The organism is Tunturibacter gelidoferens (genome assembly GCF_040358255.1).
In the GTDB taxonomy this organism is placed as follows: domain Bacteria; phylum Acidobacteriota; class Terriglobia; order Terriglobales; family Acidobacteriaceae; genus Edaphobacter; species Edaphobacter gelidiferens.
Genome location: NZ_CP132938.1, coordinates 3284048 through 3308352, shown reverse-complemented (window position 1 = coordinate 3308352; position 24305 = coordinate 3284048). Strand labels below are relative to the sequence as shown.

Annotated in this window: 22 protein-coding genes; 10 read left to right on the top strand and 12 right to left on the bottom strand. The window is 57.3% G+C overall.

Translation table 11 applies throughout. The annotated features are described in order from the left end of the window. Positions 1-120: 120 nt before the first annotated feature. Together RBB81_RS14665 and RBB81_RS14660 are read right to left on the bottom strand one after the other, a co-directional pair. Positions 121-888: a phenylalanine 4-monooxygenase gene (locus RBB81_RS14665; protein ID WP_353071157.1), complete on the bottom strand. Its 768-nt coding sequence runs from the start codon at positions 886-888 to the stop codon at positions 121-123. A 234-nt stretch (positions 889-1122) separates the two neighbouring features. Continuing rightward, positions 1123-1296, bottom strand: a complete 174-nt coding sequence (locus RBB81_RS14660; RefSeq protein WP_353071156.1) for a hypothetical protein — start codon at positions 1294-1296, stop codon at positions 1123-1125. Here RBB81_RS14660 and RBB81_RS14655 point away from each other — a divergent pair. After that, a complete protein-coding gene (locus RBB81_RS14655; protein WP_353071155.1) occupies positions 1295-2206 on the top strand; it encodes an IS1595 family transposase in 912 nt (303 codons plus the stop codon). The genes RBB81_RS14660 and RBB81_RS14655 overlap by 2 nt on opposite strands. Positions 2207-2425: 219 nt before the next feature. Then, positions 2426-2605: a YodC family protein gene (locus RBB81_RS14650; RefSeq protein WP_353071154.1), complete on the top strand. Its 180-nt coding sequence runs from the start codon at positions 2426-2428 to the stop codon at positions 2603-2605. A 14-nt stretch (positions 2606-2619) separates the two neighbouring features. On the opposite strand, the gene RBB81_RS14645 is transcribed toward RBB81_RS14650, so the two are convergent. From RBB81_RS14645 to RBB81_RS14605, 9 genes are all read right to left on the bottom strand, one after another. Next, complete coding sequence (locus RBB81_RS14645) at positions 2620-2808, bottom strand: hypothetical protein (protein ID WP_353071153.1); 189 nt, start codon at positions 2806-2808, stop codon at positions 2620-2622. Further along, positions 2801-3244 (bottom strand): aspartyl protease family protein, encoded by a 444-nt coding sequence (locus RBB81_RS14640; protein ID WP_353071152.1) that lies wholly within the window; start codon positions 3242-3244, stop codon positions 2801-2803. The genes RBB81_RS14645 and RBB81_RS14640 overlap by 8 nt, the downstream gene beginning before the upstream one ends. 508 nt (positions 3245-3752) lie before the next feature. Next, a complete protein-coding gene (locus tag RBB81_RS14635; RefSeq protein WP_353071151.1) occupies positions 3753-4871 on the bottom strand; it encodes a hypothetical protein in 1119 nt (372 codons plus the stop codon). 133 nt (positions 4872-5004) lie between these two features. Then, positions 5005-5793 carry a tetratricopeptide repeat protein gene (locus tag RBB81_RS14630; RefSeq protein ID WP_353071150.1) on the bottom strand — a complete coding sequence of 263 codons (789 nt, stop codon included), beginning with the start codon at positions 5791-5793 and terminating at the stop codon, positions 5005-5007. Positions 5794-5798: 5 nt separating this feature from the next. Continuing rightward, complete coding sequence (locus RBB81_RS14625; RefSeq protein WP_353071149.1) at positions 5799-6581, bottom strand: hypothetical protein; 783 nt, start codon at positions 6579-6581, stop codon at positions 5799-5801. Positions 6582-6806: 225 nt separating this feature from the next. Then, positions 6807-7592: a response regulator transcription factor gene (locus RBB81_RS14620; RefSeq protein WP_179582812.1), complete on the bottom strand. Its 786-nt coding sequence runs from the start codon at positions 7590-7592 to the stop codon at positions 6807-6809. 3 nt (positions 7593-7595) lie between these two features. After that, a complete protein-coding gene (locus RBB81_RS14615; RefSeq protein ID WP_353071148.1) occupies positions 7596-7922 on the bottom strand; it encodes a PilZ domain-containing protein in 327 nt (108 codons plus the stop codon). 118 nt (positions 7923-8040) lie between these two features. After that, on the bottom strand, positions 8041-9255 hold the full coding sequence (locus RBB81_RS14610) for a hypothetical protein (protein WP_353071147.1): 1215 nt from the start codon (positions 9253-9255) through the stop codon (positions 8041-8043). A 72-nt stretch (positions 9256-9327) separates the two neighbouring features. After that, positions 9328-10731 (bottom strand): ArnT family glycosyltransferase, encoded by a 1404-nt coding sequence (locus tag RBB81_RS14605; protein WP_353071146.1) that lies wholly within the window; start codon positions 10729-10731, stop codon positions 9328-9330. Positions 10732-10845: 114 nt separating this feature from the next. Between RBB81_RS14605 and RBB81_RS14600 the strand changes: the two genes are divergently transcribed. From RBB81_RS14600 to RBB81_RS14590, 3 genes are all read left to right on the top strand, one after another. Beyond that, a complete protein-coding gene (locus RBB81_RS14600) occupies positions 10846-14412 on the top strand; it encodes a polysaccharide deacetylase family protein (RefSeq protein WP_353071145.1) in 3567 nt (1188 codons plus the stop codon). 118 nt (positions 14413-14530) lie between these two features. Then, the gene (gene pruA, locus RBB81_RS14595) at positions 14531-16171 is read left to right on the top strand and encodes an L-glutamate gamma-semialdehyde dehydrogenase (RefSeq protein ID WP_353071144.1); all 1641 of its coding nucleotides are present in this window, start codon (positions 14531-14533) and stop codon (positions 16169-16171) included. A 237-nt stretch (positions 16172-16408) separates the two neighbouring features. After that, a complete protein-coding gene (locus RBB81_RS14590; RefSeq protein ID WP_179582804.1) occupies positions 16409-16837 on the top strand; it encodes a hypothetical protein in 429 nt (142 codons plus the stop codon). A 57-nt stretch (positions 16838-16894) separates the two neighbouring features. On the opposite strand, the gene RBB81_RS14585 is transcribed toward RBB81_RS14590, so the two are convergent. Further along, entirely contained in the window at positions 16895-17551 is a 657-nt protein-coding gene (locus RBB81_RS14585; protein WP_179582802.1) for a response regulator transcription factor, read from the bottom strand. 240 nt (positions 17552-17791) lie between these two features. Here RBB81_RS14585 and RBB81_RS14580 point away from each other — a divergent pair, with 240 nt between their 5' ends. The 5 genes from RBB81_RS14580 to RBB81_RS14560 all read left to right on the top strand — a co-directional run bounded on the left by RBB81_RS14580 (position 17792) and on the right by RBB81_RS14560 (position 24272). Next, a complete protein-coding gene (locus RBB81_RS14580) occupies positions 17792-19438 on the top strand; it encodes an FAD-dependent oxidoreductase (RefSeq protein ID WP_179582800.1) in 1647 nt (548 codons plus the stop codon). 22 nt (positions 19439-19460) lie between these two features. Beyond that, entirely contained in the window at positions 19461-20927 is a 1467-nt protein-coding gene (locus RBB81_RS14575) for an ATP-binding protein (protein WP_179582798.1), read from the top strand. 115 nt (positions 20928-21042) lie between these two features. Further along, entirely contained in the window at positions 21043-21405 is a 363-nt protein-coding gene (locus tag RBB81_RS14570; RefSeq protein WP_353071143.1) for a hypothetical protein, read from the top strand. A 36-nt stretch (positions 21406-21441) separates the two neighbouring features. After that, complete coding sequence (locus tag RBB81_RS14565) at positions 21442-21864, top strand: VOC family protein (protein ID WP_353071142.1); 423 nt, start codon at positions 21442-21444, stop codon at positions 21862-21864. 188 nt (positions 21865-22052) lie between these two features. Then, positions 22053-24272, top strand: a complete 2220-nt coding sequence (locus RBB81_RS14560; protein WP_353071141.1) for a beta-glucosidase family protein — start codon at positions 22053-22055, stop codon at positions 24270-24272. The last annotated feature ends 33 nt before the right edge of the window (positions 24273-24305 follow it).

The following is a 24305-nucleotide window of genomic DNA, read 5'->3' as shown; positions in this document are numbered from 1 at the left end:
TTGATACATAAAAAGCGGCTTGGGCTATATGCCCCAGCCGCTTCTCTTTGTTTGAATGATGAAGGACCGCATGTCTTCCGGACGCTCCCCGTCAATTACACCAATATGATCTCAATGGTCTCAGGCCAGCCTGCTTTCGGCCTGCTTGGTTGCCTCGTAGATCTGATCGAAGGACTCGACGGCGTAGAGGACGGGCTGCATCTCGCTGGTCTGGAACTCCTGGTTGAGTACGGCGTCGAGGTTGAAGTCCTTGACCTCGCATCCTCCGGCGAGCACACGGGAGCACTCGCCGTGGGAGGAGATGAGGCCGCTGCCGTAGACCTTGATCTCGCCGTTCTGGCGGATGAGGCCGAACTCGACGGTGAACCAGAAGAGGCGGCCCATGCGCTCAAGCGCTTGCGGGTCGGTGAGGCGGGCGCAGACCTTGCCGTAGTGTTCGAGGAAGTCGGCGAAGACGGGGTGGGCGTGCATGGGGACGTGGCCGAAGACGTCGTGAAAGATGTCCGGCTCTGGGGTGTACTCCATGGAGTCGCGCGAGCGGAGCCAGGTGGTGGTGGGGAACATACGGGCGGCCAGCATCTCGAAGAAGGCGGCGGCGGGGAGGAAGCCGCTGACCGGGGTGGACTGCCAGCCGGTGCGAGGCTGGAGGAGCGCGCTAACCTCGGAGAGGTTGGGCAGCTGGTCTTCGCGGAGTCCAATCTGCTGGAAGCCGTCGAGATACTCCTGGCAGGCGTGCTCGCGAAGCTGGGGCATGCGGCGCGTTACGAGTTCGCTCCAGACGGCGTGCTGCTCCGGGGTATAGCCCGCCCAGGTTTGTTCGATGAGGTAGGGTGCGGCGACGTTCAGCTTGCCTTGTGCCAGATTCAGCGTTGAGGTTGCGATTCCCATGGGTTGTGTTATCGACTCCTTCTGCCAGCAGAAGAATACATCTTTATGACGATGATTGTGTCAGCTTGGGTACCCGAGTACCCCCTGGGGGGGTGGGGTATTTTGCAATGATTATATGCTTGACGTAGGTTGAGTCAGAGCACATAATTGTTTTGTCTTTTAGAGACGACCGAATGAAGGCACCGAAACTTGCAACCGTTCAAGATACCGATGCACTCGCCCAGTTGATCCGTATCAGTACGAATCTAATCCTTGCCAACATAATTCAGGGTCAGAAGCCATCCCAGACTTTCTTGCAATGTCGCGTGGAAGCGAACAAGCAATTTGCTGCCGCTCTAAAAGAAGACTGGCAATAATCGTCTCTTTCCAATCAATTTCTCCGTTGCTGTCACTGATGAGGCGCATCATGAATCTCTACTCCCTTGCTAAGACTTTTCCTAATGAAGAGATGGCCCTTGCGTTCTGGATCAAGACAAGATGGCCGAATGGGGTGCGGTGTTTAGCTTGCGATCATGACAAGTGCTATTTGATTGAAACCAAAGGCACAACACGCAAGGTATACCGAAAGTTTGAATGCGCTGATTGTGGCCTTCACTTTAGCCCGACAGCCAATACGATCTTTCATGACTCACATCTTCCGCTTACTAAATGGTTCATGGCGATCACCCTAATGACTGAGGCTAAGAAAGGTATCTCTGCTAGTCAGGTGGCACGGCATCTCGGGATTACCTACAAGACAGCGTGGCATCTTTGCCACCGAATCCGAGAAGCCATGCAAGAGCCTAAATCAATGAAACTTGGTGGTGAGTCGGTCACAGTAGAGATTGACGAGACTTATGTGGGTGGCCGTAGACGTGGTCAAGGCGTAAAGGGTGGCAAGAAAGCTAAAACCGTTGTTGTGGGTATCGCGGAACGTGACGGGAGCATTCATCTACAGCGTGTGAAGTCTTCCAAAGACTGGCATGTACGACATGTTCTCAGGGACAAACTAGACAAGAAAACTGAGAAGGTTGTGACCGACGGGGATAGCAAGTACAAGTCGATGTTTCCTAAAGATCGGCATGTGGTCGGCATCCACAAGCACGAACTCTACAAGAAGAACTGGACTTCAACACAAACGGTAGAGAATGCGTTTTCGTTGTTCAAACGGGGTTTGGTCGGCAACTATCACCAGCTATCAGCCGATCACCTTGATAGATACCTTGGTGAGTTCTGCTGGCGTTATAACCGTCGCGGCCTACAACCTTGGTTGTTCAACATGACGCTTGAGAACATGGCAACTAGAAAGCCATTGCCATACAAAGACCTGATCTTCTAAACGGATTGCGCCTTAGAGTGCAGTGAGACAAACTGGCAGGAATGTACTCGTCTGCTTGTTTGGTCCATCTAGCCATTCAACCTTCGTTCGTTCGCCTGTTTCAATCACAGTGAGATCTGGACTGCCGCTGTTGAGCCTTACTTTTTGCCCTATGCTGAACTCGTTTGGCGTGTTTATCATGTGTTGTTCCCTAATCCTTCTAATTGCGGAGAAATCTAAATGAGTGAAGAATTTCAACCTGGAGACGTGGTTGTTTTGAAATCTGGTGGGCCAAAAATGACTGTTGACCAAATCGGAGACGATCAGTTCCAGCGTCGTATGGTGTGGTGTGACTGGATTGAGGCCAATAAAAAATTTAGCGACACATTCCCGCCTACTTCCCTGAAGCTTTCAACCTAAAGACTCATCCTCCTCTAAACCTTGTCTGCATCTCTAGGGAGGGGTTTGTCCATTTTCTGGACAAATCTCTTCTTGCGCGGCGATCCATCTTTGTTCAATTTAGGCTTTGCAACTGCCTCTTTGAACGTGGTCGGCTTCGCGTCAATCATCCGTTTGAGAACGGCTTCAAACTTGTCTTTGTCGAACATAATGTCTTCAGACATTGGGCAATTCCTCAAGTTCAAATACCCGTGACTGAGGGTCGGATGTCAGTCTGAAACGATCCAGAAACCCCACGTGGCCCAACATTCCTAGACCTTGTCCGTTCAAATTATCGGAAAAACCTGCGTACACGCGGAGAAGTCCTAATTGGTCAATCTCAAGCGTGATAGTCGCGAATCTTATAGTACGGTCGGTAGCAACTCCCGATGCGGTGCCTGATGGCAACTTATCTTTATTAAGCCCCAGCGACTCTAAGAACTCCGAAGGAAACATGCAATAATCCGCACCTGTGTCCACCAAACCAAAGAACGCATCTGTTTCTTTGGACTCGTTCCTCAGCTTCGCTCCGACGATTGGTCTGAAAACGGTTTGTCCTTCTGGAAAGGCTGGAGTGATATCGAGGGACCATTCAGAATAAGGGAACTTGAAAGAAGGCATCCTCCCACCAGTATGTGGCCAAAAAACCTGCTGGATGGGGGCAAAGTAATATTTTCGAGTTTCAGGAAATCGTTTTTGGACACAGGAAACCCTTTCAGATAAGTGGTTTAAGCAGGGTCAAAAACTATTCGTAGTATTTATCTGATTTAGTTTCAATGTCCTACGTGAAACATATAATCATTTATTTTGCGCGTAAAATACTTCTTTTCAGCAGCTTACGAGGGGTGCATCCGTGCAAAATATTCATTATAAAGAGGTTGCGGCTAAAATACTTTGTTTGAGCTACTTAGCGATGCCCATCATTGGCACAAATCAAAATCCCAAATTTCGCTCGCATTCTTCTTCTGTTTTTAAGTATAGCTGGCGGAGAGAAACTCATGCGCCACGTGGATATCCTTTAGTGTCAACGAGTTAGGATGTTTTGAGACTTGACAGACGGGATCACCCTCGTGCGAAGAGATCACGCTAATGCAACGCATTGTTGTCTCGTGTGAAAGAGACCAGGGCACTAGAAACTGATCTTCAAAATCTGGCCGTTGTTACCGACGAACCATCCGGATTCGGGATTCGCAAAAGCGACTGCCCAATATCCGCTCACGGTCGGCAGTGCGATCCAGGTTTGTCCTTCATCCGGACTCCAGGCGGCTGCGCCGGAGGAGAAGTTCGGCTGAGTCTCAGTTGTGATCACCACACTGCGGTCGTGTTCATGGTCGAAGTCGTCGCGATGACGCCAATCGTCGTTGTGTTCAACGCCGCGCACATAGGCGAGACAGAAGATCGCTCCCGAAATGGGCGGTTTGGTGGTGAGGGTCCATTTTTGGCCGCCATTATCCGAGGTGGCCGCCTGCGTGGCGCTGTCGTTGGTCAAGTCGCCGCCACCTACAATGCCGCGCCATGGATCGCGGAAAGCTACCGAGAAGGCGCCAGCATTGGCGTTGCTCACGAACGGAGTGTCATACGCATTCCAGGTGTAGCCGCCATCCCGAGTCGCCAGGATTCTAGCGATGGTTGAGCCGCCGGTGGCGATCCAGGCGTTTTGCCATCCTTCCGTAGTGATGCAGGTTCCGCTGGAGGAGAACGAAGCTTCGCCTGGCAAGGCAAGTGGCATAGCGCGGGCGATGGAGAGCCAGGTCGTGCCATCGTTGGTGCGAATGTCGGGAAATACTCCGTTGACTGAGTCGCTGTGCGCGACGCCGCGATCAGGCCCCCAGAAGGCGAAGCAGTCATAGAAGGCGTTCGCCGTCTTATTCGTAAACTGAATGGTCCAGTTCGCGCCGGCGTCTTCCGTCTTGTAGATGCGAAAATCTCCGGTGTTGTTCCCGATCGACATGAGATAAGCGACGCGATCGCTTACGCCCTGCACATCGCGAAATTGCAGACTTTCGGCTCCCGGCACTACGCCGGATCTCCAGGTCGAACCGCCGTCGGTCGTTACCACGTACGTACCGCCGGTCCCGGCTGCCCAGACGACGCGGGAGTTCACCGGACTGACGGCAATCAGCAGCTGCGTCGTGCCGCTCTGTTGCGGAACGAGAGTGGGTTGATGACCTTTCTTCCATGCGTCTTGTGCATACCCGCCAGTAGCGGCGGCAATCAAGAGAATGACCAACAGCAAACGCTTTGACATAGACTTCCTCCTTGAACCGCCGTTTCGAGCGTGATGAAGTATAGGAACGCTGCAGAAGCCGCGTCAAATTAGGACGCCTGACTACTGCGGGTGGGCGGACGGCGGTGAAGATCATCGAGTGTTGAAGCGAGAGTTATGGGTCGCGGTATTCGCGGCGCTTGAGTTCGCGCAGAGCCTGTTCGTGGCCTTGAAGCGCGGCCTGACGAATCCAATGGCGGGACTGAGTGTAGTCGTGCTCAACGCCCTGGCCGATGGCGTAGAGGTGGCCAAGCTGAAACTGGGCTTCAGCGTTTCCGTGATCGGCGGCCTTGCGATACCACGCGGCGGCCTGCGTGTGGCTGAGTGGGAGTCCCTGGCCGGTGTAGTAGAGGTCGGCCAGCTTCTGCTGGGCTTCGGGAAAGTTCTGGGTGGCTGCCAGGCGATACCAGTGGGCGGCTTCACGATCGCTTTGCTGGACCCCTTCACCCTTGCGATACATGAGGCCGAGGTTGTATTGGGCCCAGGCGAGGTTGCTGTGGGCGGCGCGCTCGCACCATGCGAAAGCTTCCGGGAAGTTGGCGGCGGCGTAGAAACGGAAGCTGAGGTTGGCCTGCGCGTAGGCATGTCCCTGCTCGGCGGCTTTGCGCTCCCAGTAGGCGGCCTGGGTGTTGTCTTGCGGGAGGCCCTGACCCGCGTCGTACATGGTGCTGAGGAGGTACTGCGACTCGGCGTGGCTCTGCTCCGCAGCGAGTTGGAAGCCGGCTGCGGCTGCGGTGAAGTTGCCGGCGTTGAAGTCGGTGACGGCCTGCCGATAGTGCGGGTTGGAGGCCGCGTTGGCAGCGTCGCGGCGGCCGCGCGCGATGATGCTGGAACGCGTGGAATGGAGCGACAACGCGGCTCCGGTAGGGATGTGCTGCAGGCCGGCCTTGGGTCTATCGTCCATGGCCGCTATCTTCCATGAGCGCTGATCTGGCGGTCGATAAGCTCGAAGCGGCGCTGGGCATCGGCGATCTGTTCACGAAGGCTGGTGGCTAGCTCAGTGAGGAAGTCGCGGTGCTCGCGGGCGGCGGCTTCGGCGTCGAGGTGAAGTTGAGCGATTTCGCTGGCGAGCAGCGTCCGCCTCTCGGCGTCCAAGGTGGCGATGTCGCGCTCGGCGTGCTGGAGCTGGCGCGTGATGCGGAGAAGCTCTGCGGCGGCGCCTTCGCCGGCGATGGAGGCGTTGATTTCGCGGTGATCGTCGAGCAGACGCTGCAGGGTTTCGGTGTCGCCACGGCTGTACGCCTGATTGGCGCGAGCCATCAGCAGGGTGAAGTGGTTCTGCTCGGCGTCGTCGCGCGCGAAGTCGGGGTGGATGCGTTTAGCGACATCGCGGAAGAGGGTCTTGAGGCTGGGCGGTGGGTCGAACTCTTCGGCTTCGCGGGCATCGCCAAATGCGGCATCGTGGGTTTCCTGCGCGCGCTGGCGGGTTTCTTCGGCGTGGCGGCGGGCGGAGTCGGAGTCGTAGAGGTCGACTTCGCGCTCGGCGATGCGCGCTTCCAGGTCGTCGAGTTCGGCGTAGAGGATGCCGACCTGGCGGAGGTATCGACCTTCGAAGGTCTTGAGCTGGGCTCGGATTTGGGCAAGCTCGGATTCGCGCTCGGCGAGCGTGGTGCGAACGATGGCAAGTTGCTCTCGTTTGTCGAGGAGGGCGGCGTCTTCCGGGGTTTGCTGGAGAATGATTTCGGCTGGCATGCGGCTTCCCGTGAGGGGAAGTTCTAGTTTAGCTGACCCGAGTTCTGCTTTTTCGTAGAGGAGTGTCTCGAGAAGCCGGGCAAGGTGGCGAAGATTTTCAGGGATTTCCCCCTAACCTGAACAGCGTTGCCGCAGATGATGGTTGGTGCCGAGAAACGCGCGCGGACAATTTCTTCCGCGAACCGACCTTAGGAGTGCCCGGTCCGAACAGGGCCGGTGATTGGTTTACATCTTGGCGCGGAGGGGTTGCGAGGGCTCCGTGTGGGGCGCCATCTGCCCTTCGGCATCGCCCAGATACTTCTTGAGCAGCTCGTGGTGCAGGCAGTAGAGGGCCAACTCGAGTCTGTCGGAGACGCCGAGCTTGTCGTAGACCTTGCGCAGATAGTTCTTGATGACCTGCTCGGTGGTGCCGATCTGGTAGGCGATCTCTTTGTTACGCATGCCGCGGGTGATGCAGCTGATGATGGCCAGCTCTTTTTTGGAGAGCTTGGGCTGGACCTTGGGGTCGGTGAGGCTGGTGGCCTGGGAGCGGTAGGCCTCGATGACCCAGCTGATGGACTGGTTGTCGATCCAGGTCTCGCCCTCGGCGATCTTGCGGACGCATTTGACGAGGAGATCGGGGGAGATGGAGCGGGGCACGACTCCGCGAACGCCGCGGCGGTAGAGCTCGACGGTGTTGGACTCGTCGGACTCGGTGACCTGAACGATGAGCTTGGCTTCGGGGGCCTGACGGACGAGCTCGGGGATGGCGTCGATGGTGCCGGAGATGAGCTGGCCCTCGAGGAGAACGACGTCGGTGGGGTAGCGCTGGAGAGCGGCGTAGAGGTTCTGGAGCGTTTCCACCTGGGCGACGACGCGGATGTCGTCTTCGAGCGCAAAGACCTTCTTCATTCCCACGCGATAGATCGCCTGCGAGTCTGCGAGGATGACACGAATTCCCGCGGTAGGAGTGGACTCCTCTTCTGGAAGGTCATCGTTGCTTCGGATTGGGTCAAAATTAACTACGGTCATAGATCAAGCCTTTAAAGAATATTCGTCGATCACAGCGGCGGCTTTTTTCGTTCCATTCTGCAAATAGTGGCGTACGACGCGGCCAATGCAATGAATGGTGACATCGTTTGCGGCGCCCATGACTGCAGCGGGCATTGCTATCGTGAACTCAATTCTGCTATCCACCCGCGGCAACTGATCACTTACAAAAAGCAGCCCATTGGCCGAGATGTTCTCGGTCATCGCGTCCAGTTCGCCGTTCTCCGTCTGTACCCTAATCGGGAGTCTCATAGGGAAACGTACTGCGGTACGAACTGGATTTTCCCCATTTGGCATCTGCCACTGAGCCACTCGACCTCCTCCGGACCTGAATTGCAGATAGGACATAAACGCGCAAACCCGCCAATGACTGACACTGTGGAGTTTACCCCAGCTTTTCCCAAGCGGCAGCATTTTTATGAATGGAAGGTTACCCCAATGGGCACAGCGCGGCAGAGCCTCCTACCCAAAGCCGGTCGCGGTTGTGGTCTACGCCCATCATCAGACCGCGTCCGAGGCGGACGAGGGCGATGGCCGGCTGGAGGGCTCCGCCGTCGGGCCAGAGGTACATGATGCGGATCTCGGCCTGGGTGGGGCCGTGGGGAGTGTCGATGACGGGTTCGAAGGAGACGCGTTGCTGTAAGAGGTAGAGGTGACGCTGGTCGGGTGGAATGGCGTTGAGGTCGTCGTCGGTTGGAGCGAACTGAATTCCCTTCCCTGCGAAGGAGTAAAGAGGTTTGAGGAGGAGCTGATCGCGGTCTTTGGGGAGGCCTGAGAGAGATGGGCGGGCGTACCAGTCGTCGAGGAATACGGCTTTGGGGACGGAGGGGTGGTCGAGGTACGGGAGCGAGAACTTGCTGATGCGGAAGTACCAGTTGGGATGGCCGGCCCACTCGACGTCGAGCTCGTCGCGGTAGTCGAAGGGGAGCTTGATGTTGTTGCGCTCGAGCTCGTCGACGATGGCGCGGTTGTAGATACGATGAATGGGGATCTCGCGGCCGTCGCGATGGTAGAAGAGACGATTGCCGCGTTTGATGAGGGTGGTGATGTCGACGGTGGCGATTCCGAGTTTGTCCTCGTAGATGTGGAAGTCAGGGAGAGTCTTCTGGTGGTCGGGGTCGATCTCGAGGAGGATTACGTTTTCGGGGGCGTGGTTGTTGAGGATTACTTTGCTGAGAAGCTGCCAGTAGGTCTGCTCGTTGAGGCCGCCGAGGTGCCAGCTGAAGGTGGGGTCGAGGTTGTAGGTTTCGATGTACTGGCGGCAGAGGATGTCCTGATAGCCGAAGATGGACGGGAAGGCCTGGAGTTCGACGAGCTTCGGGCTTAAAGTGCCGTCGGAGTTGCGGACGAGGCCGAAGTCTACGGTCATGAAGTTGGGCTGCGGGTTCTCGTTGGGCATGCGGTATCGCGCGGGGACGCACTGCTCGGAGGCCTGCAGGTAGGCGGGGTTGTCGAGAAGCTGATGGGTGAGCTGGGCTCCGGTTTGCGAGAACTCTTCCATGAGGGAGTTTGGTAAGAAGCAGGGCGTTTCGGCCACGCGGAAGTCTACGCTGGTTCGGGTGCGGCGGTTGAGGTGGGCGAGGAGTTCTTCGTATTTGGACGACGTGAACTGCGCGTTGAAGCGGTCGCGATAGGGCTGAAGCATGGGAGCTAGTGTAGCCGCTGTTCGGATTGTAAGGTGCAGGGATTGAGGGTTTGGCTGAGTCGGGCTGCGATTTCAGCTGGGCGTTGCCGGCTGCCTGGAGTCGGCCTCGCGGAAGATGCAGCTTGCCCAGACGATTAGCAGGGGGAAGAACTCCAGGGTATAGCGGGGTTCGGAGTTGTCGAGGGTGAGGAGCAAGGCGCAGCGCAGAACGAAGAAGGCTGTCATCGCACAGGCGAGTGCGTGGTAGGTCCCTGGGTTCTTTCGCCAGAGCCAGAGTCCGATGCCGCCCAGAAGAAAGTAGGCGAGGTTTAGCACTGCGGAGGCGTAGGCTAGGAGGGTTTTGCCGCGGTATTCATGCCAGTTCCACCAGTCGAGGCCAATCTGCATCATCTCGGGGCGCGGACGGAAGAGCATGTTCGTAAGACGAGCGACGGGAAGGGCGATGTAGTAACGGAGGGGGTGGGTGTGAGTGCGCTGTTCGGCGAGGGCCTCGAAGCGCTGATCGAAGGCGGGGGTGGCGTTGTTTTTCTGGTTGTAGTCGGATAAGAGAGCGGCGGTTCGTTCGTATTGGTCTTCGGAGTCGAAGGCCCTCGTGGGGAGGTCGTCGATGCGGAGGTCCGTGCTGTCGTAGTTCCAGTAGAACTGCTCGGTGGAGGCGAAGTCGATGGCCCAGGTGCGATACCAGTGCTGAAAGCCGGTTGGGACGCTTTCGCCGGGATCGGTCGCGTTGCGTGGGGCCAGCGGTTGGACGACGTGGAAGGTGCGCCAGTTTCGGATGGCCCAGGGCGCTAACGGGAGCACTACGCAGATGGCTGAGATTGCGATGGGGCGCAGGCTTCGGAGGGAGAGACGGCGTGCGGACTTTTGCCAGACGATCCAGATCATCGCCGGGACGACTGTGGCGGGAAGGAGGCCCTGCTCGGGACGGAGTAGAACGGAGTAGGCCATGGCGACGGTAATCGCGAGGAGCCACCGGTTGAACGCTGCGCCAGTGCTTTGCCAGCGCTCGAGGCTGTACCAGGTGAGGGCGATGGTGAAGAGGGTGAGGGTTTCAGTGAGAGGGGCTGCTGCGTAGATCGCGGTGAAGGGACATAAGACGGCGAGCCACAGTGCGGCTTTGGCGGAGCGATGTCCGAAGAGTCTGCCTGAGAGCGCGGAGATCAAGAGGCAGGTGCAGAGATCGATCGCGCATTGAAGGTACATGATGGCGACGTAGCGGTCGAAGCCGAAGAGACGAAAGCAGACGGCGAGAAAGAGTGGGTAGCCTGGGAGGCGGATCAGCGTCGGCTTGGGGATGTCCTGCCCAAGGGTGAATCCATAGATGCCGTATTGGAGCCAGTTTTTGGCGATGCTTCCGTAGATGAGTGTGTCGCCTTCGACGCGGCCTGCATGCAGCACATACCAAAGGCGCAGGGTGAGCCCTGCTGCGAGCGGGAGCGCAGCCCAGAGAACTGTCCTCAGCTTTCCTTTGATCATGTCTTTTGCATCATACTGCTGCGGGAGGAGGTTCTCGCTGGATGCGTTGACTCGGGGGTTTGACCTGCATACGATGGGACACAGCCGCATGCGCAGAGTCGCCAGTACTACTCAATGAATAGACAAGTCTTCTACGATCCACAACGCAAGCGCTGGAAGCGGCTGCGCCGAATTTTTGACGTACTTGCCCTGTTGGGACTGGTGCTGGGGACTGTCTTTGTCATCGGCCTACTGAGGATGAAGCCTCTGCCGGAGCTGTTTCTGCAGGCGCAGAAGCGAAACTACCGGGCGCTGGCGAACCAGACGACTCCACTGTTGAAGCCGGGGCAGAAGCTGCACCGATCCGCCCATCGGAAGACCGATTTGAAGCCGGGCGACGTTCCGTTGAACTCGGGCGAAGGTCTGCGCGCGGCCTACTACGTGGAGGATGATCCGGCGAGCTACTCCTCATTAAAGCAGCACATTGCCCAGGTGGACCTGCTGTTTCCTGAGTGGCTGCATGTGGTTACGACGAGCGGCGAGGTGGTCTCTTATACCCAGGACAATCGTGCGTACGATGTGGTGGATAAGACTGGAGTGCATCAAGTCGATCGCGAGGGCAAGGTTGCGCGAACGGTAGCGGCCAACCATGTAAACCTTGATATCTTTCCGCTGGTGAATAACTACGACCCGAGACGAGGACTGTGGGTGCCGGAGGTCGGAGGATTTCTTTCAAGCGACACGGCTCGAGCATCCTTCGTTCAACAGATTCATAATTTTCTGGCGGGAAACCCCAGCTATCGCGGGCTGTCGCTTGACTTCGAAGAGATTCCTACGAACGCGCAGCCCGGCTTCAGAGCTTTGATCGCGGCGTTGTACGAGGACTTTCATCCGCGTAATCTGCGGCTCTACGTGAACACACCTGTAGGCGATGATGATTGGGATTTGAAGTTCATGGCGGACCACTCCGATGGTTTGCTGCTGATGAACTATGACGAGCACCAGACCGACAGCGGGCCAGGGCCGATCGCTTCGCAGGACTGGTTCATCGACAACCTGAAGAACGTGCTCAAGACGGTTCCTAAGGAGAAGATCATCTGCGCGCTGGGTAGCTACGGCTATGACTGGACGACAGCGCTGCCTCCGCCGGAGCCTGTAGGCAAGCCGGGAGCGAAGAAGGTAGCGCCGAAGAAGAAGGCGGCTCCTGAAAAGATTTTGTCTGCGCACGACCTTTCGACGCAGGATGCGTGGCAAGCGGCATCGGACTCCGACTCGCAGATTGACCTCGACGACGACTCGATGAACGTGCACTTTGCGTACGACGACGAGGATGCCCAGGTTCGTCATCAGGTGTGGTTTCTCGACTCTGTCACGATGTTGAACCAGATGAGGGCGGCGCGCGAGTTGGGCATCCAGACGTATGCGCTGTGGCGCCTGGGCTCGGAAGACAACTCCATGTGGAAGATCTGGGATCATCCGCAGCATTCGGATCCGGTGAAGGATCTGGCGCAGGTTGAGCCTGGGTACGACGTCGATACGGAGGGTCAGGGCGACATTCTTCGCGTGACGCGTAAGCCGCAGGTTGGGGATCGCGTGGTGACGCTGGATGATGATGACTCCGTGCCACTGGAGTACCGGATGGTCACGCAGGAGTCGATGCAGTCGTACCCGCTCTCGTACACGGTCGAGCAGTATGGCTATAACGACAAGAAGGTTGCGCTTAGCTTCGACGACGGGCCTGATCCGGAGTGGACGCCGAAGATTCTGGACATCCTGAAGAAGTACAACGTGAAGGGTACGTTCTTCATGATTGGCGAGGTGGCCGAAGACTATGTAGGTGTGATGCAGCGTGTCTTTCGCGAGGGCCATGAGATCGGCAATCACACATGGTCGCATCCGGACATCAGCGAGATTTCGAACCGGCAGGTGGATCTGGAGTTGAACCTGACGGAGCGGTTATTTGCGTCGAAGCTTGGGGTGCAGCCGCTTTACTTCCGTCCTCCTTATTCAATCGACCAGGAACCGGATACCAATGATCAGGCTGCGCCGGTGGAGAAGATTCAGGGCCTGGGCTATGTGATCGTCGGCAACAAGATCGACACGAATGATTGGGATGAACATCCGCGGAAGTCTCCGCAGGAGATTACCGATAGCGTCTTTCAACAGATCGAGGACATGAAGACGAAGCCGTGGAATCGGGGCTCGGTGATTCTGTTGCATGATGGCGGAGGGGACCGTTCGGCAACGATTGCAGCATTGCCTGTGCTGATCGAAGCCCTGAAGGCTAAGGGATACCAGATCGTTCCGGTGTCGGAACTGGTGGGTAAGACGCGTGCTGAGGTAATGCCGGAGTTGACGCCGCATCAGCGCTGGCAGGCTCGCGCCGATTCGCTCACATTCTTTTTTTATAGTTTCTTCCACTATTTTGTGGTGGGTGTGTTCTTCGTCGGCGACATTCTGATGAGTGCGCGGTTGATCATCATCGGCGTATTCGCGATCATCGACCGTTTTCGGAAGAGAAAGAACTTTGCGACGCCGGAGTATCAGCCGAGGGTTGCGGTGCTGATTCCTGCGTACAACGAAGAGAAGGTGATCGTTCGGACGATTCGCTCGGTGATGATGTCGACCTACAAGAACATTCGCATTATCGTGATTGACGATGGTTCTAAGGACAATACGTTTGATGTGGCGCGCGAAGCTTATCCGGCAGATATCGCCTCGGGTCGGCTGACGGTGATGAGCAAACCGAACGGGGGTAAGGCGGATGCGCTGAACTATGCGCTGGAGCGGCTCGACGAGGAGATTTACGTCGGGATCGATGCGGATGGAGTGATTGCGCATGATGCGATTGCGAGGCTGGTGCCGCACTTTGCGAATCCGAAGATCGGGGCGGTGGCGGGCAATGCGAAGGTCGGCAATCGGGTGAATCTGTGGACCCGGTGGCAGGCGCTTGAGTACATCACGAGCCAGAACTTCGAGCGGCGCGCGCTGGATTTGTTTGATGTCGTTATGGTGGTTCCGGGTGCGATTGGAGCGTGGCGGACTGCGCCGGTGAGGGCTGGCGGAGGGTACCACTCAAACACTGTGGCAGAGGACGCCGACCTTACGATGAACCTGCTCGAGCAGGGGTACTGCGTGATCTACGAGGATCAGGCACTGGCGTTTACTGAGGCTCCCGTGAATGCAGATGGACTGATTCGGCAGCGATTCCGGTGGTCGTTCGGGATCTTGCAGGCAATCTATAAACACAAGGGCGCTATCAGCAAACACAGGGCGATGGGACTGTTTGCGTTGCCGAATATTCTGATCTTCCAGATTGTTCTGCCGCTGGTGTCGCCGCTGATTGATTTGATGTTTGTGGTTGGCGTCTTTCACTACATCATCGATAAACACTTTCATCCGGAGACGGCCTCGACGGATAGCTTTTACAAACTTCTGGCCTTCTTTGCTGCGTTTCTGGTGATCGATTTTGCGGCTTCGGCGCTGGCGTTTGCGCTGGAGCGGAAGCATCCGGCGAGCAAGGGCGATGGGTGGCTGCTGTTCCATATCTGGATTCAGCGGTTTACCTATCGGCAGCTGTTTTCAGTGGTGTTGTTCAAGACGGTGAAGCGCGCGATCGACGGAAAGCCGTTTAATTGGGACAAACTGGAACGGACGGCGCAGATGTCGAAGGCAACGGAGAAGCTTACGGAAGGCGCTTAGCTGATTTTGAGCGGTTCCATCGAAGTCTTTGTGCAGTGCATCCAATAGGAGACGCACTGTGATTATCCCTATCTCACGAGCGACGAGGGAGTAAGACTCGCGCTAGAATCGACGCGTTATGGCTACTATGAATCTCACGCACTCCGCCCCGGCGACCTCGCCGAAGACACCATTTTCCAACGAGCCGTTTGTCGACTTTTCGACGGCAGAAAACAAGCGCAGGATGCAGGAGGCGCTGACACAGGTCGAGAGCGAGCTTGGCCGCGAGTATGACATTGTCATCGGCGGAAAGCGCTTGAAGACTGCGGGCAAGATCGTCTCGAAGAATCCGGCGCGGCCGGCTGAGGTGATTGGGATTCATCAACGCGCCGCTGCCGAGCATGTGGAAGGTGCGATGAAGGCTGCGCAGACGGCATTCCTGAGCTGGAGCAAGGTGCCTCTGGCTGAGCGGGCTGCGCTGCTGTTTCGGGCGGCGGAGCTGATTCGCGAGCGGAGCTTTGAGTTTTGCGCCTGGCTGACGTTCGAGGTGGGTAAGAACTGGGGCGAGGCAGACGCCGATGTGGGCGAGACGATCGACTTTCTGGAGTTCTATGGACGCGAGGCCCTGCGGCTGAGTGAGGCGAAGACGCCGATCCAGTTTCCGGGTGAGCGCAACCAGTTGCGGTACATTCCGCTGGGCGTGGGTGCGGTGATTCCGCCGTGGAACTTCCCTTTTGCGATCATGGCTGGGATGACGGCGGCTTCGATTGTGACTGGGAACACGGTGATCTTGAAGCCCTCGGTGGATGCTCCGACGATTGCTGCGAAGTTTTTTGAACTACTGGAAGAGGCGGGGCTACCGGATGGCGTTGTGAATCTTTGCCCGGGCGAAGGGCCGGAGTTTGGCAGTGAGGTGGTGGCGCATCCGCAGACGCGGTTTATTGCGTTTACGGGATCGAAGGCCGTGGGGCTGGAGATTCATGAGCGGGCGGCGAAGACACAGCCAGGACAGGTGTTCATCAAGCGAACGATTCTGGAGATGGGCGGGAAGGACTCGATTATCGTTGAGGCGGACTGCGATCTGGACGCCGCGGTGGATGGTGTGGTGGCCAGCGCGTTTGGGTTCAATGGGCAGAAGTGCTCGGCGTGCTCGCGGGCGATCGTTGCGGCGGATATCTATGACGTGTTCTGCGATCGGCTGCAGGAGCGGGTGGCGAAGATCAAGACGGGCGATCCCGCGGAGAACGTTTATACCGGGCCGGTGATCAGTGAGAAGGCGTACCGCAAGACGCTGGATTACATCGAGATCGGCAAGAAAGAAGGCACTGTACTGAACGGTGGTCACGCGATCGAAACGCCGGAGGGCGGGTATTACATCGCTCCAACGGTGATTGCGGATGTGGCTCCGACGGCGCGGATTGCGCTTGAAGAGATCTTTGGGCCGGTGCTGGCGGTGATCAAGTCGAAGAGCTTCGACGATGCGCTGGGGATTGCGAACAACACGGAGTATGGGCTTACGGGGGCTATCTACACGGGTTCGCGGGAGAAGCTGGATCGGGCGCGCGAGGAGTTCCACGTTGGCAATTTGTACTTCAACCGGAAGTGCACCGGTGCCATGGTTGGTGCTCACCCGTTCGGTGGGTTCAATATGAGCGGGACTGATTCGAAGGCAGGTGGTCCCGATTATCTGCTGCTGTTTACGCAGGCCAAGAGTATTGCGGAGAAGATTGGGCATGCGAGTGCGGCGGATGAGAAACAGAGCGAGCAGATGGGGATGTAAAGACGGGGGCCTCGGACCTGTGAGAAGGAAATCCACCCGCGAGAACACGTCCGGTTAGACCGCGACTACTCCCGCTGTCCGCATTGTTCCCGCTGTCCGCACTGTGGCGCGGTGTACGGAATCGAGTCTGGTATCTGTGCCTTGGTCATGGCGGGCCCCAATGATATCGCCTGCTATGTGGTTGCAGTGAGTGTGCTGCACAAATCTGTGGATTATAGTTCTCTAAGGAGAGATCGCATGAAAGCAGCAAGCAAAGTAGCACTTGCCCTCGTTCTCATCGTGTCCCCGATTCATGCGAAGGACAAACGTCCTCCGCTCCCGGCCAGCGTGATAGCTGCAAAAACCGTGTACATTGACAATCAAACGGGCCACTCAGAGATTACAGACCGTGCCTACGATGCATTAAGTAAGTGGGGGCGATTCAAAATCTTGAAGGACGCAAAGGACGCCGATTTGGTCCTTCGGTTCACAGCAAACACCAATGGCAGACCCACCCCACCAGGCAATGATATAGACGTATCGCCTACCCCCGTAGTTTTCTCTGTACGCGACCAAGCTAATAATGAACTCTGGTCTGTATCTAAGGACAAGCCGTTTCATAGTCAAACGCGCCTAGATATTGATGAGTTCAAAAAACGAATTGAAGAACAAGAAAAAGGCAATTAGGCTTTGCAAAGCCTACTGCTACAACTTGACGCTGTTCTGCTGATTATCCTGCGGCTGTCAGGCAGACTTCATCTGGATGAGATGGCCGGCCTTGGCCGCAGCTTCGGCGAGGACGCGGTGGTGGATGGTGAAGAGGGCCAGTTCGAGCCGGTCGGAGACGCCTGACTTGTCGTAGATGCTGCGGAGATAGTTCTTGATGACCTGCTCTTTGGTGCCGAGCTGTTGGGCGATGTCTTTATTCTTGCAGCCCTGAACGATCAGCGCGACGATCTGCATCTCTTTCGGAGTCAGCCGGTCGCGGACGCGCGTACCGACGCTGTCGGAGCTTTGCATGGTGGTGACGTTGGCGCGCTGCACAAAGCGCTGGCCGCGAGCGACGCGGCGGATACAGTCGACCAACACGCTGCCGGCGACGTTGCGGTGGAGAATCCCGTCGAAGAGCACAGCGATCTCTTCGGGCACGAGTTCGGCGTTCTCGGCGATCAGAACGGTCCGGCTGCCTGCCGCCTGGGTGCGGGCGAGAAGATCCTTCAGTTCCAGACGCAGGCTGGAGGAGAGGAGCACGACCGAGCCGCGCAGCCCGTCGACGGCGGCGAAGAGCTTGGGCGCGTCCTCGCACTGGGCGACGATCCGCATGTCTTCCTCGAGCGACAGCATTCTGGCTGCGCCTGCGCGGAAGATTGCCTGGTTATCAGCGAGAATAATTCGGTTCATAAGTGTCGTAATCTCCTGCCGGGCGCAAACGACCCGCAATCCCTCTGGCTATTCCCTTATCGGTGGATTGCAGCGGAGAAGAGGCAATGTCTTCAATTCGGACAACTTGGGCCGTCGATGCCACTTTGGAGGGAGAAACTCTGCCATCCGGGCAAGTAACTTTCTGAACCTTGCGGGCATTAACCACAATCGAATCATACGTGGAGTGTCTCAAAGCTCGTCAACGAAGTATAAAGGGATATGCCTAAGCCTATTTTGCTAGCTATCGATGACGACACCAGCGTGCTGGAAGCGGTGGTCCAGGACCTGCGCCGTCACTACGGTCAGGACTATCGCATCGTCCGTGCTGCCTCCGGCGCTGCTGCCCTGGATATCTGCCACCAGCTAAAGGAAAGAAAAGACACGGTCGCGCTGTTTCTCTCCGACCAGCGTATGCCGGGAATGACCGGGGTTGACTTTCTCCAGCAGGCGCTGTGCATCTATCCCAACGCAAAACGCGTTCTGCTGACGGCCTATGCCGACACGGAAGCGGCAATTCGAGCCATTAATTCGGCCAAGATTCATTACTACCTGAACAAGCCCTGGGATCCGCCGGAGGAGAAGCTCTATCCGGTGCTCGACGATCTGCTGGGAAGCTGGAAGGAAGGCTACAGGCCGCCGTTTGAGGGGATTCGAGTCGTAGGGGTGCGTTGGTCGGCGATGGACCATGCGGTCCGTGACTTCCTTTCGCGCAACCGTATTCCCTACCAGTGGTTGAACCCGGAGACGAATCCGGACGCGCTTGCGCTGCTGAAGGAAAAGGGCATCGACGATACCAAACTGCCGGTCATCTTGTTTGGAGATGGCACGGCGCTGGTGCAGCCGACTTCGACGGAGATGGCCAATAAGGTCGGGCTTCGCACCCAGGCTCAGCAGGAGTTCTACGATGTGGTCGTGGTAGGCGCGGGTCCTGCGGGGCTTGCGGCGGGCGTGTATGGGGCCTCTGAGGGGCTGCGGACGCTGGTGATCGAGGCAGCGGCGCCTGGCGGACAGGCCGGCTCCAGCTCGAAGATCGAGAACTACCTGGGCTTTCCGGAGGGACTCAGCGGCGAGGAGTTGGCCAAGCGAGCCTTTCTGCAGGCGAATCGGCTCGGAGCCGAGTTCCTTACGCAGAAGGTCTCCTGCATCCGCGCCGAGAATCAGTACCGCATTCTTACGATGGCGGATGGGCAGGAGGTGACCTGCCATGTGTGCCTGCTGGCTACAGGTGTCGACTACTGCAAGCTGGATGTGCCGGGAGCAGACAAGTTGAGCGGAGCGGGGGTCTATTACGGCGCGGCGCTGACTGAGGCGATGTCGTGCAAGGAAGAGGCAGTCTACATTGTTGGTGGGGCAAACTCGGCCGGGCAGGCTGCTATGCATTTCTCCCGTTATGCCGATCATGTTCACATGCTGGTCCGCGGGAAGTCGCTCGAAAGCAGCATGTCGAAGTACCTGATCGACCAGATCGAGGCGACCCCGAATATCACGGTCGAGACCGGTACAGAGGTCGTTGCGATGGGGGGAGAGACTCACCTGGAGTGCCTGACTCTCAAGACACCTCGCGGAGAAGAGGCTCGACAGGCCAGCTCCCTGTTTATCTTTATCGGGGCGGCGCCGAAGACGGACTGGATGCCAGCGGAGCTGTGCCGCGACAGCAAGGGATTCATTCTTGCCGGTCCTGATTTGAAGGCGCAGTCGCCCAAGTCGTGGAAGTTGGAGCGCGACCCTTATTTGCTGGAGACGAGCGTTCCCGGCATCTTTGTCGCGGGCGATGTACGATTCAACTCGGTCAAACGATGCGCATCCGCCGTAGGCGAAGGTTCGATCGCAATCCAGTTTGTGCATCAGTATTTAGCTACGCTTTGAAAGGCAACCAACCAATAACCCGATGAGCGAACAAACCCAAATCGTCCAAAGTCACGTCATGGAAAAAGTCAGTGAGGATCTAGTCGCGCTTCTGCGCAAGGTTCCCATTCTGTCCTCGTTGCGAGATGACGAGCTGCATTGTCTTGACGGCGTGCGGGACTTCCACATCGGTAAGGGCGAAGTCGTCACACGGCAGGGTGAGCTGGCGCACTCCTTCTGGATACTGCTTGACGGCGAGCTTCGAGTGAGTCAGAAGACAGCCGAACAAAATGAATTCACTGTGGCCAAGATCGAAGCCGGCAGCGCCTTTGGAGAGATGGCACTGTTGACCAACGTTCCGAACCTCGGGAGCGTCGAGGCGACGACGCCAAGTCACCTGCTGGAGCTCGACGAAGAGCAGTTCTGGGGTTTGATGACCAGTTGCCCGCAGGTTCGGAAGGCAATTCTGGGCAACATGGCATATCGCTTTCAAAAGCTTCAGAGTACGACGGTACAGCAGGAGAAGATGGCGTCGCTGGGGACGCTCGCTGCGGGTTTGATGCATGAGTTGAATAATCCCGGCTCTGCCGCGCGCCGTGCCGCGTCTCAGCTGCGCGACAATCTAATGCGAATGCATGAGCTGTCTCTCAAGTTCAAAGAGCGCGATCTCTCGAAAGAGCAGAAGCACTGCATGTTCGATATGCAGAAGCAGGCGCTTGCCATGAAGCAACCGTTGATGATGAACTCGCTGGACCAGAGCGATGCCGAAGAGGCGTTGGCGGAGTGGATGGAGTCAGCCAACATCGAAAACGCGTGGAAGATGGCTCCTACGCTGGTCTCGATCGGCATGAACGCGGCTGAGTTGGAGCGCGTGAAGAACGACTTTGACGGACCGTTGCTGGGAGAGGCACTGGGCTGGCTGGAGGCGATGGCCTCAAGCATGCAGTTGGTAGGCACCATCGAGGAGAGTATCGGGCGAGTTACGGACCTGGTGCACGCCGTCAAGTCGTACGCCTATGAAGGCAAGGGCCAGAAGCAGACGATCGACATCAACAACAGCATTCACGCGACGCTAATCATTCTCGGACATAAGCTGCGCGAAAAGGAGATTGTGCTCGAGAAGAACTTCGCCACGGATCTTCCTCCGCTGCATAGCGAGTGCACGGGACTGAACCAGATCTGGACGAATCTACTGGACAATGCGATCGACGCGGTGCCGCAGCACGGACGGATCAGCGTGCATACCTGGGCGGAGAATTCGAAGACGGACGCGAAGAATCCACACATGGATCTCTGCATTAGCGTGAGCGACAACGGCTCGGGCATTCCGCTGGAGAGCCAGGAACACATCTTCGATCCCTTCTACACAACCAAGCCGGTGGGCGTGGGAACAGGGATCGGTCTGGGCATCGTACAGCGCATCGTCGACCAGTACCATGGGGTCATCCGCTTCAGCTCCGAACCCGGCAATACAGAGTTTGTTGTGCGACTTCCGAGCGATAACGAATAGAAATCGCTGCTGGTTAAGATCCGTCGACGACGACAACATTTTTCATTGAGTAGCGTTTACTCCTTCGAACGTGCGCCCACCGATGGTTGCGCGCGAACAGAATTGTGAGGACGCTATGAAGCTCTCTTATTTTGCTCTACCTGTTGTCACCGCCGCCTGTCTGCTGACGGCTGGCTGCGCGTCACACACCGCCTACTACGCCCCGCCACCACCTCCGCCGCCAGCCGGCTACACCAGCGTTCCTCCGCTGATCGCAAGGGCAGATCAGGTGGGGTTTCGCTCGGGCAACGAGGACGGAGCGCGCGACTCTTACAACGGCTTCGGCTACCATCCGCAGCATGATCGGAAGTTTCACACCACTCCTGGTTACGACTCCGCGCTCGGACCCTTTGAGCCTTATTCGCGATGCGTTCCAGAGAGCCTACCTGCGCGGCTACGACCAGGGATTCCATCGCGGGTAGCCGCGTGCGACGGGTGATCTGCTCGAGTCGTATGATCGATGCAGGAGACCACCTTGACGCTGACACCTTTTCACATTGCCTTTCCAGTCGACGACCTGGACGCTGCCCGTAGTTTTTATGGAATCACCCTTGGCTGTGCGGAGGGCCGCAGTTCGGCGCAGTGGATCGACTTCGATCTCTTCGGCCACCAGATCGTCGCGCATCTGAAGCCCGGCTCCTCGAACGGCAAGGCTCACCACAATCCCGTCGACGGACACGACGTTCCAGTTCCTCACTTCGGTGTGGTGCTTCCGATGGAGACGTGGGAGACCCTTGCTGAGCGGCTTCGGCGTGCGGGGGTCACGTTTGTGATTGAACCGTACATACGCTTTAAAGGGGAAGTGGGAGAGCAGGCTACGATGTTCTTTCTAGACCCTGCAGGCAATGCGCTTGAGTTCAAGGCATTCGCGGACATTGGACAACTCTTTGCGAAGTGATCAATCGGACAGCTTCGCGCGAAACACTGAGAAGTTCCTGTTTGCCTGGCAGTTGGGTGGCGTTGGCCCCAAAAAGCGCGAAAGCCCTTACCTATAACGTTTTAGTTCATATAGACTCTCTAACGGTCAGTAAACAAGCGACGGTCTGTTATTGGGAGACCGTCGCCACTCAGCTTGAAGGAGCATGGATGTTATCTTTTCAACGGTTCAGCGTTTTGTCGATCTTTGCTTTGGTTACAGTGGTTTCGTTTAGCTCTCCGGCAGCACAGGCCCAGACCACACCCGATATCTCGAAGATGCCGTGGATGAATAAGGCTCTCTCGCCCGATGAGCGCGCCAGCATGGTGCTCGGACAGATGACTCTTGATGAAAAAATTGAGATGGTTCACGGAACGGGTTGGGGTGTTCTGCGCGCGGGCGACCCGGTGCCGGCGAAATCGAACTTCGCCGCGGGGTATATGGCGGGTATTGACCGGCTGGGTATTCCTGGCATCGATCTTGCGGACTCCGCGGTCGGAGCCCGCATGGCGGCGTATCAGTCCCGTTATGCGACGCTGCTGCCATCGACGCTTGGCGCTGCCTCAAGCTGGGATCCTGATTCGGCTTTTCTTTACGGCTCCGTGATTGGCCGCGAACTTCGCGCCTGGGGCACGAATATGTCGATCGGAGGCGGTGTCAACATTACGCGTGAACCGCGCAACGGTCGCAACTTTGAGTACGCCGGAGAAGATCCGATCCTCGCTGGGACGATGACTGGCAATCTCGAAAAGGGAGTCTTCTCACAGCATGTGATGAGCGACATCAAACACTACGCGCTGAACGACCAGGAAACGGGGCGGACTGTTGTCAATGCGCTGCTCGACAAGAAGGCTTTACGCGAGTCGGACATGCTTGCCTTCGAGGTATCGATCGCGATCGCGGAGCCGTCGGCGGTGATGTGCTCCTACAACCTTTATGAGGGTGACCACACCTGCGAGAACGATTACCTGTTAAACGAAGTTTTGAAGAAGGACTTCAAGTTCAAGGGCTGGGTGGTGTCGGATTGGGGTGCGACCCACAGCACCGTCAAAGCAGCGCTGAACGGGATGGACCAGGAGATGCCAGGCGACGAAAACTACTTCAATGCGCCGTTGAAGAAGGCTGTTGAAGGGGGGCAGGTCCCCATGGCTCGACTGGATGACATGGTTCATCGCATTCTCCGCAGCATGTTTGCAGCGGGCGTGGTGGATGATCCGCCGGTCCGTACTGTCGTCGATCCGTTCCGTGGAAGAGATGACGCGCAGCACATTGCTGAAGAGAGCATCGTTCTGCTGAAGAACGCGGATCATATTCTTCCGCTGAAGGCGACGGCTGCGAGTTCGATTGCGATCATCGGTTCGCATGCAGATGTGGGTGTTCTCTCGGGCGGCGGATCGGCCCAGGTAGATGCGCCGGGCGGTAATGCTGCGGATCCGAAGGCAGGCGGCTCCGGCTGGACCGAGCATGTCTACTTCCCTTCTTCGCCGCTCAAGAACATTCAGGCGCACTCGCCTCAGGGGTCAGTTCGATACGCCGATGGGTTGGATACTGCCGCGGCGGTGAAGCTCGCGAAGTCTTCTTCTGTGGCCATTGTCTTTGTGAACCAGCCGATGCAGGAGGGGATGGATGCGGTGACACTGTCGCTGCCTGACAATCAGGACGCTCTAGTCGAGGCGGTCGCAGCAGCGAATCCGAACACCATCGTTGTGCTTGAGAACGGCGGACCGGTGAGTATGCCGTGGGTTCAACGTGTGAAGGGCGTGGTCGAGATGTGGTATCCGGGCATTGGCGGTGCGCAGGCTCTGGCAAACATCCTCTTCGGCGAGGTGAATCCTTCCGGCAAGCTGCCGGTCACGTTCGCAAAAGATGAGGCACAGTTGCCGCATCCGGTGGTACCGGGTCTTGAGGGCGTGCCACCTGGCCCAAATCAAGAGCATAAAGTTCAACCGTTCGACGTGAACTACAACTCAGAGGGCGCTAAGGTCGGCTACAAGTGGTTTGAGGCGACCAACAAGCAGCCACTCTTCCCATTCGGCTTCGGCTTGTCTTACACAACCTATGCTTACTCTGGCCTGACTGTGGATGATGCCAAGCGCACGGTTCACTTCACGGTTCGCAACACGGGAACGCATGAGGGCACTGAGATCGCCGAGGTCTACGTTGCGCTGCCTGCCGCTGCGAAGGAGGACTATAAGCGGCTTGCAGCATGGCATCGGGTGAAGCTGGCTCCTGGCGAGTCGAAGGAGGTCACGCTCGCGCTGCATCCGCTCTCGCTTACGGTCTTCAATACGGATCAGAACGGATGGCAACTGCTTCCGGGAGAGTACAAGGTGACGGCGGGGCCGTCCTCCAGTGATACTCCGCTGAAGGCTACGCTGCACGTTCAGTAGGGATCCGTGCCTGAGCCTGTTGATGGTGGCTCA

Bases quoted from the DNA above. Each gene is read 5' to 3' on its own strand.
- RBB81_RS14665 (WP_353071157.1), bottom strand. From the start codon at position 888: ATGGGAATCGCAACCTCAACGCTGAATCTGGCACAAGGCAAGCTGAAC.
- RBB81_RS14655 (WP_353071155.1), top strand. From the start codon at position 1,295: ATGAATCTCTACTCCCTTGCTAAGACTTTTCCTAATGAAGAGATGGCC.
- RBB81_RS14660 (WP_353071156.1), bottom strand. From the start codon at position 1,296: ATGATGCGCCTCATCAGTGACAGCAACGGAGAAATTGATTGGAAAGAG.
- RBB81_RS14650 (WP_353071154.1), top strand. From the start codon at position 2,426: ATGAGTGAAGAATTTCAACCTGGAGACGTGGTTGTTTTGAAATCTGGT.
- RBB81_RS14645 (WP_353071153.1), bottom strand. From the start codon at position 2,808: ATGTCTGAAGACATTATGTTCGACAAAGACAAGTTTGAAGCCGTTCTC.
- RBB81_RS14640 (WP_353071152.1), bottom strand. From the start codon at position 3,244: ATGCCTTCTTTCAAGTTCCCTTATTCTGAATGGTCCCTCGATATCACT.
- RBB81_RS14635 (WP_353071151.1), bottom strand. From the start codon at position 4,871: ATGTCAAAGCGTTTGCTGTTGGTCATTCTCTTGATTGCCGCCGCTACT.
- RBB81_RS14630 (WP_353071150.1), bottom strand. From the start codon at position 5,793: ATGGACGATAGACCCAAGGCCGGCCTGCAGCACATCCCTACCGGAGCC.
- RBB81_RS14625 (WP_353071149.1), bottom strand. From the start codon at position 6,581: ATGCCAGCCGAAATCATTCTCCAGCAAACCCCGGAAGACGCCGCCCTC.
- RBB81_RS14620 (WP_179582812.1), bottom strand. From the start codon at position 7,592: ATGACCGTAGTTAATTTTGACCCAATCCGAAGCAACGATGACCTTCCA.
- RBB81_RS14610 (WP_353071147.1), bottom strand. From the start codon at position 9,255: ATGCTTCAGCCCTATCGCGACCGCTTCAACGCGCAGTTCACGTCGTCC.
- RBB81_RS14605 (WP_353071146.1), bottom strand. From the start codon at position 10,731: ATGATCAAAGGAAAGCTGAGGACAGTTCTCTGGGCTGCGCTCCCGCTC.
- RBB81_RS14600 (WP_353071145.1), top strand. From the start codon at position 10,846: ATGAATAGACAAGTCTTCTACGATCCACAACGCAAGCGCTGGAAGCGG.
- pruA (WP_353071144.1), top strand. From the start codon at position 14,531: ATGGCTACTATGAATCTCACGCACTCCGCCCCGGCGACCTCGCCGAAG.
- RBB81_RS14590 (WP_179582804.1), top strand. From the start codon at position 16,409: ATGAAAGCAGCAAGCAAAGTAGCACTTGCCCTCGTTCTCATCGTGTCC.
- RBB81_RS14585 (WP_179582802.1), bottom strand. From the start codon at position 17,551: ATGAACCGAATTATTCTCGCTGATAACCAGGCAATCTTCCGCGCAGGC.
- RBB81_RS14580 (WP_179582800.1), top strand. From the start codon at position 17,792: ATGCCTAAGCCTATTTTGCTAGCTATCGATGACGACACCAGCGTGCTG.
- RBB81_RS14575 (WP_179582798.1), top strand. From the start codon at position 19,461: ATGAGCGAACAAACCCAAATCGTCCAAAGTCACGTCATGGAAAAAGTC.
- RBB81_RS14570 (WP_353071143.1), top strand. From the start codon at position 21,043: ATGAAGCTCTCTTATTTTGCTCTACCTGTTGTCACCGCCGCCTGTCTG.
- RBB81_RS14560 (WP_353071141.1), top strand. From the start codon at position 22,053: ATGTTATCTTTTCAACGGTTCAGCGTTTTGTCGATCTTTGCTTTGGTT.